Annotated in this window: 6 protein-coding genes; 2 read left to right on the top strand and 4 right to left on the bottom strand. The window is 75.4% G+C overall.

All coding sequences use genetic code 11. The annotated features are described in order from the left end of the window. Positions 1–93: 93 nt before the first annotated feature. From ACK586_RS25060 to ACK586_RS25070, 3 genes are read right to left on the bottom strand one after another with little or no spacing between them, the layout of a single operon-like run. A complete protein-coding gene (locus ACK586_RS25060) occupies positions 94–2,508 on the bottom strand; it encodes an aerobic carbon-monoxide dehydrogenase large subunit (protein WP_409333253.1) in 2,415 nt (804 codons plus the stop codon). After that, positions 2,505–2,996: a (2Fe-2S)-binding protein gene (locus tag ACK586_RS25065; RefSeq protein WP_409333254.1), complete on the bottom strand. Its 492-nt coding sequence runs from the start codon at positions 2,994–2,996 to the stop codon at positions 2,505–2,507. The genes ACK586_RS25060 and ACK586_RS25065 overlap by 4 nt, the downstream gene beginning before the upstream one ends. 12 nt (positions 2,997–3,008) lie before the next feature. Continuing rightward, the gene (locus tag ACK586_RS25070; protein WP_409333255.1) at positions 3,009–3,986 is read right to left on the bottom strand and encodes an FAD binding domain-containing protein; all 978 of its coding nucleotides are present in this window, start codon (positions 3,984–3,986) and stop codon (positions 3,009–3,011) included. Between the two features lie 40 nt (positions 3,987–4,026). On the opposite strand from ACK586_RS25070, the gene ACK586_RS25075 reads away from it, so the two are divergent. Beyond that, positions 4,027–4,980, top strand: coding sequence for a LysR family transcriptional regulator (locus tag ACK586_RS25075; RefSeq protein ID WP_409333256.1), 954 nt, complete (start codon positions 4,027–4,029; stop codon positions 4,978–4,980). A gap of 2 nt (positions 4,981–4,982) precedes the next feature. Here ACK586_RS25075 and ACK586_RS25080 read toward each other — a convergent pair whose 3' ends face one another. Next, positions 4,983–5,216, bottom strand: coding sequence for a hypothetical protein (locus ACK586_RS25080; RefSeq protein WP_409333257.1), 234 nt, complete (start codon positions 5,214–5,216; stop codon positions 4,983–4,985). Positions 5,217–5,320: 104 nt separating this feature from the next. On the opposite strand from ACK586_RS25080, the gene ACK586_RS25085 reads away from it, so the two are divergent. Beyond that, positions 5,321–5,880, top strand: a 560-nt coding sequence (locus tag ACK586_RS25085) for an ATP-grasp domain-containing protein (RefSeq protein ID WP_409333258.1), incomplete at its 3' end; no start/stop codon positions are given.

The raw sequence follows: 5,880 nt of genomic DNA on the forward strand, positions 1-5,880 counted from the left end.
CAGACATCGTCGGACATCCGCCGACCGTCGTCCGCGTCTCCGCCTCACTCCGGTAGACACGCCGCAGCGATCCGCGGCCGTGCAGCTGTAGTACTAGATGGGTGGGGTGGGGCGGCCTTGCATGGCGGCCCACACGCGGGCCGGGGTGCACGGCATGTCCACGTGCCGGATTCCGAACGGGGCCAGCGCGTCGACGACGGCGTTGACCACCGCCGGCGGGGACCCGACGGTCGCGGACTCCCCGATCCCCTTGGCGCCGATCGGGTGGTGCGGCGACGGGGTGACCGTGTAGCCGGTCTCCCAGTCCGGGACCTCCATGGCGGTGGGGATCAGGTAGTCCATGAACGACCCGCCGAGGCAGTTGCCCTGCTCGTCGAAGCCGATGAACTCCATCAGCGCCATGCCGACGCCGTCGGCCAGCCCGCCGTGGATCTGGCCCTCGACGATCATCGGGTTGATCCGGGTGCCGCAGTCGTCGACCGCGACGAACCGGCGCACGTGCACCTTGCCGGTGCCCGGGTCGACGTCGACCACGCAGATGTAGGCGCCGAACGGGAAGGTCAGGTTCGGCGGGTCGTAGGTGACCTCGGCGTCGAGGTTGCCGTCGACGCCCTCGGGCAGCTCGACCGTGCCGTGCGCGCCCAGGGCGATGTCGGCGATCGTCTTCCCGGCCGACGGGTCGCCCTTCACGAACCAGCGGCCCTTCTCCCACTCCAGGTCCTCGGGCCGGGTCTCCAGCATGGCCGCGGCGATCAGCCGCGCCTTGTCCTTGACCTTGCGGGCGGCCAGCGCGACCGCTCCGCCGCTCACCGGGGTCGACCGGCTGCCGTAGGTGCCCAGCCCGAACGGCGTCTGGTCGGTGTCGCCGTGGACCACGTCGACGTCCTCCGGCGGGATGCCCAGCTCCTCGGCGAGGATCTGCGCGAACGTCGTCTCGTGGCCCTGCCCCTGGGTCTGCACCGACAGCCGGACGACGGCCTTGCCGGTGGGGTGCACGCGCACCTCGGCACCGTCGGCCATGCCCAGGCCCACGATGTCCATGTGCTTGCGCGGGCCGGCCCCCACGGTCTCGGTGAAGAAGGAGACCCCGATGCCCATGAGCTCGCCGCGCGCCCGCTTCTCGGCCTGCTCCCGGCGCAGGTCGGCGTAGCCGATCTGGTCCATGGCCATCCGCAGGGCCGGCTCGTAGTCACCGGAGTCGTACTCCCAGCCGGTCTTGTTCCGGTAGGGGAACTGCTCGGGCCGGATGAAGTTCCGCAGCCGCAGCTCCGCGGGGTCCATCTCCAGCTCCGCGGCCAGCACGTCGACCATCCGCTCGACCAGGTAGACCGCCTCGGTGACCCGGAACGAGCAGGCGTAGGCCACCCCGCCCGGTGCCTTGTTCGTGTAGACGCCGGTCACCGAGCAGTGCGCGGCCTGCAGGTCGTAGCTGCCGGTGAAGATGGAGAAGAAGCCGGCCGGGTACTTGGTCGGCTGGGCGGTGGCGTTGAACGCCCCGTGGTCGGCCAGCACCTTCGTGCGGACGGCGAGGATCTTCCCGTCACGGGTCGCCGCGACCTCCCCGCGCATGATGTAGTCCCGCGCGAACGAGGTGCTCATCAGGTTCTCGGAGCGGTCCTCGACCCACTTCACCGGCCGGCCGGTGACGATCGAGCCGACGACGGCGAGGATGTACCCGGGGTAGATGCCGACCTTGTTGCCGAAGCCGCCGCCGATGTCGGGCGAGATGACGCGGATCTTGTGCTCGGGGATCCCGGCGACCATCGCGAACAGCGTGCGGTGCGCGTGCGGGGCCTGCGACGTCTCGTAGAGGGTCAGCCGCCCGTCGACCGGCTCGTAGTCGGCGATGGCACCGCAGGTCTCCATCGGCGCCGGGTGCACCCGCGGGTAGACGACCTCCTCGCTGACGACGACGTCGGCGCGGGCGAAGACGGCGTCGGTCTCGGCCGCGTCCCCCGCCTCCCAGTCGAAGACGTGGTTGTCGGTCTGCCCCTCCTTGTCGTCGCGGATGACCGGGGCGTCGGGGTCCAGGGCGCGGCGGGCGTCGACCACCGGCGGGAGGTCCTCGTACTCGACGTCGATCAGCTCGAGGGCGTCCCGGGCGGAGTACCGGTCCTCGGCGACGACGAACGCGACCTCCTGCCCCTGGAACCGGACCTTGTCGGTGGCCAGGACGGCCTGCACGTCGGCCGACAGGGTCGGCGCCCACGCGAGGTTCAGGCCCTCGAGGTCCTTGCCGGTGACCACGGCGTGCACCTTGGGGTGGGCCAGCGCCTCGGTGGTGTCGATGGACACCAGCCGGGCGTGCGCGACCGGCGAGCGCAGGATCGCGCCGTGCAGCATGCCGGGCAGCACGATGTCGTCGAGGTAGCGGCCCTTCCCGCGGATGAACCGCGGGTCCTCCTTGCGCTGCACCCGGCCGAACCCGATCGGCCGGTCCGGGGCCCCCATCGCCGGGTTGGCCTCGCGCTCCTGCGGCATCGGCGAGCGCTCCTGCACGGTGGTCATGCCGTCACCTCCTGCTCCGTGCGGGCGGCCGCGGGGTGCTCGGCGGCCCACCGGACCGAGCGGACGATGGTCGCGTAGCCGGTGCAGCGGCAGATCTGGCCGGAGATGGCCTCGCGGATGGTCGCCTCGTCCGGGTCGGGATCGCGGTCCAGCAGCGCGCGGGCCGTGAGCATCATCCCCGGGGTGCAGAAGCCGCACTGCAGCCCGTGCTCCTCCATGAAGCCCTGCTGCACCGGGTCGAGCGTGCCGCCCTCGGCCAGCCCCTCCACGGTGCGCACCTCGTGCCCGGCGGTCATCGCCGCCAGCTGGGTGCAGGACTTCACCGGCTCGCCGTCGACCAGGACGACGCAGGTGCCGCAGTTGCTGGTGTCGCACCCCCAGTGGGTGCCGGTGAGCCCCAGGGTGTCGCGCAGGAAGTGCACGAGCAGCTGGCGCGGTTCCACGTCGCGGGACACCTCGGTGCCGTTGACGGTCATGGTGACCTGCACGGTCGCTCCTCCTCAGACGGTGGTCAGGGCGCCGGCCCGCGCGCGGGACGTCGCGGTCCGCAGGACCCGGCGGGTGAGCTCGTCGGCGAGGTGGCGCTTGTAGTCGGCCGGGCCGCGGCCGTCCTCGACGGGCGCGCTCGCCTCGGCGGCCAGCCGGCCGGCGGTGGCGAACACCTCCTCGCCGGGCCGCTGCCCGACCAGCGCCGCGGCGGCGTCGACGGCCAGGCCCTCCAGGCCCAGCGCGGTGAGGCCGACGGCGGCCTCGGCGATCGTGCCGTCGTCGGCGAGCACGAGGGCCGCGCCGGCGGCGGCGACGGCCCAGTCGCCCACCCGGCGCTCGACCTTCTCGTAGGCGCTGCCCTGCCCCTCCCGGACGGGGAAGCGGACCTCGACCAGCATCTCGTCCTGCGCGCAGGCCGTCTCGTACGGGCCGCGGTGGAACCCGGCCATGCCGACCACCCGCTCGCCGTCGCGGCCGGCGATCACGACCTCGGCCCGGAGGACGTCGCAGACGGTGGTGAGGTCCTCGGCGGGGTCGGCCTGGGCCAGCGAGCCGCCGATGGTGCCGCGGTTGCGGACCACCGGGTCGGCGATCACCCGCTCGGCGTCGTGCACGATCGGGAACAGTCGCCCGACGAGCTCGGAGCCGAGCAGGTCGGCGTGGCGGGTCAGCGCGCCGACGCGCAGCCGGTCGCCGTCCGCGGTGACGTGCCGCAGCTCGGCGAGGTCGTTGATGTCGATGACCCAGTCGGGGCGGGCGAGCCGCAGCTTCATCATCGGCAGCAGGCTGTGCCCGCCGGCGACGAGCCGGGCCTCCTCCCCGTGCCGCTCGAGCAGCTCGAGCGCCTCGGCGACGCTCGTCGCGCGGACGTAGTCGAACGGAGCCGGTACCTGCACGGGGCGCCCCCTGACCGTCGGGTCCCACTGCCCGGCCGATGCGGGTCCGCGAGCGGCCGTCGTGATGAGGACCTTGTTCGTGACCTGCGTCACTGTCAACATCGTCCTAACCGACCCGTTAAGAGGGCCGACGGTGACGTTCACGCAGCTGCGCGCCTTCGCGCTCGTGGCCGAGCTCGGCTCGGTGCGTGCCGCCGCGGCGGCGCTGGGCGTCAGCGAGCCGGCCGTGTCGGCCGCGGTGGCCGCCCTGCGCGCCGACCTCGGCGACCCGCTGTTCCGGCGCACCGGGACGGGGATCGAGCTGACGCCCGGCGGCCGGGCCCTCGCCGTCCGGGCCCGGGAACTCGTCCGGCTGGCCGACCGGGTGCGCGCCGAGGTGCGCACCGCCGACGCGACCCCGCGCCTCCGGGTGCTCGCCACCGCGACCTGCGCCGAGCACGTGGCCGGTGCGGTCCTCAGCGCGTTCGCCCGTCGGATGCCCGCCGCGGCCGTGGAGCTGAGCGCGCGGCCGGTGGACCGGGCGGCGGAGGCGCTCGCCGAGGGGACCGCCGACGTCGTGCTGGCCGCGCGCCCGGTGCCGGCCGGCGGGCACCCGCTCGAGGCGGTGCCCTTCCTGCGCTACGAGCGCCTCGCGGTCGTCGGCCGCGGCCACCCGCTGACGGCGCGGGCGCGCCCTGCCGCCGGCGACGCCGCCGCGTACCCGTGGCTGACCGGGCCGGCCGGGTGGGAGCCCGGCAGCGAGGAGGCGCGCTGGGCCGCGGGCCGGCTGCCCGCTCCGCACGTCGAGCGGCACGTCAGCGAGGCCTCCGCCCTGGCCCTCGCCCGGGCCGGCGGCGGGGTGGCGCTGGCGCTGGCCCACCTCGTCCGCGACGACCTCCGCCGGGGGGACCTGGTGCGGCTGGCGCTCGAGGGCACGCCGGTCACCGGGTTGTGGTGGGCCGTCGTCGCGGGCGCCGACCGCGCGGCGCCCGCCGCCCGCGCGCTGCAGCGGTTCCTCACCACACCGGAGGCGACCGGCGCCCTGCTCGCCCGGACGCCCCGGGCGGGGCGGCCGCGCCCCACCGTGCGCGTGGAGCTGTGGAGCTGAGCTCAGCCCGCCGACGGATCCGCGGGAGGCTCCCCGACCTGCCCCCCGGTCATCGACGGGTCCCCGCGCACCTGCTCGACGGGTGCGTCGCCGCTGGTGGCGGCCGGGCCGCCGTCGTGGACCGCGGCCACCGACGTGCCCCGCTCGGCCACGCCGATCGCGTCGCCCACGTCGTCCCCGCTGCGGGTGTGCTCCGGAGAGGTGGCCGCGGTGGCGGGCTCGGCCGGATCGGTCATCGGGACCTCCGCGCGTCGTCGGGAGTCCGGGGCGAGTCTCCCGGGACGTCCGGGCCGGCGGCAAGACCGCGATTCGCCCGCTCGCCACCGGGCACAGGGGCACGGTGCGCGTGCTGCTGGTGATCACCGACGAGGACTGGTACGAGGCGGCCGGGTACGCCGCCGCATGGGTCCGGGCGCTGCAGGAGCAGGGGGCGGAGGTCGAGCGGCTCGCCCGGGTGCCCGTCGACTGGCCGGTCACGGGGCCGCCCCGGGGCCGCTACGACCTCGCGATCGCGCACGTGCTGGTCGAGGAGGTCGTGGCCTACGCGCCGACCTTCGCCCTCGCCACCCTGCTCGAGGCCGCCGGCGTGCCCCTGCTCAACCCCGTCGCCTCGCTGGTCGCCTCCGCCGACAAGCTGGTGACCCACGCCGTGTGGGCGGCCGCCGGCCTGCCGCAGCCGGCCGCGTGGGACCTCGCCCGGGTGCGCGAGTGGCCGATGCCCGGCCGGCGGATGGTGCTCAAGCCGGCGCTCGGGGACGGCGCCCGGTACATCGAGCTCGTCGGTGACCTCGCGGCCGCCCGCGCGGGGGGGGGGGGGGGGGGGGGGGGGGGGGGGGGGGGGGGGGGGGGGGGGGGGGGGGGGGGGGGGGGGGGGGGGGGGGGGGGGGGGGGGGGGGGGGG

Source organism: Trujillonella humicola, from assembly GCF_046233715.1.
Taxonomy (GTDB): domain Bacteria; phylum Actinomycetota; class Actinomycetes; order Mycobacteriales; family Geodermatophilaceae; genus Trujillonella; species Trujillonella humicola.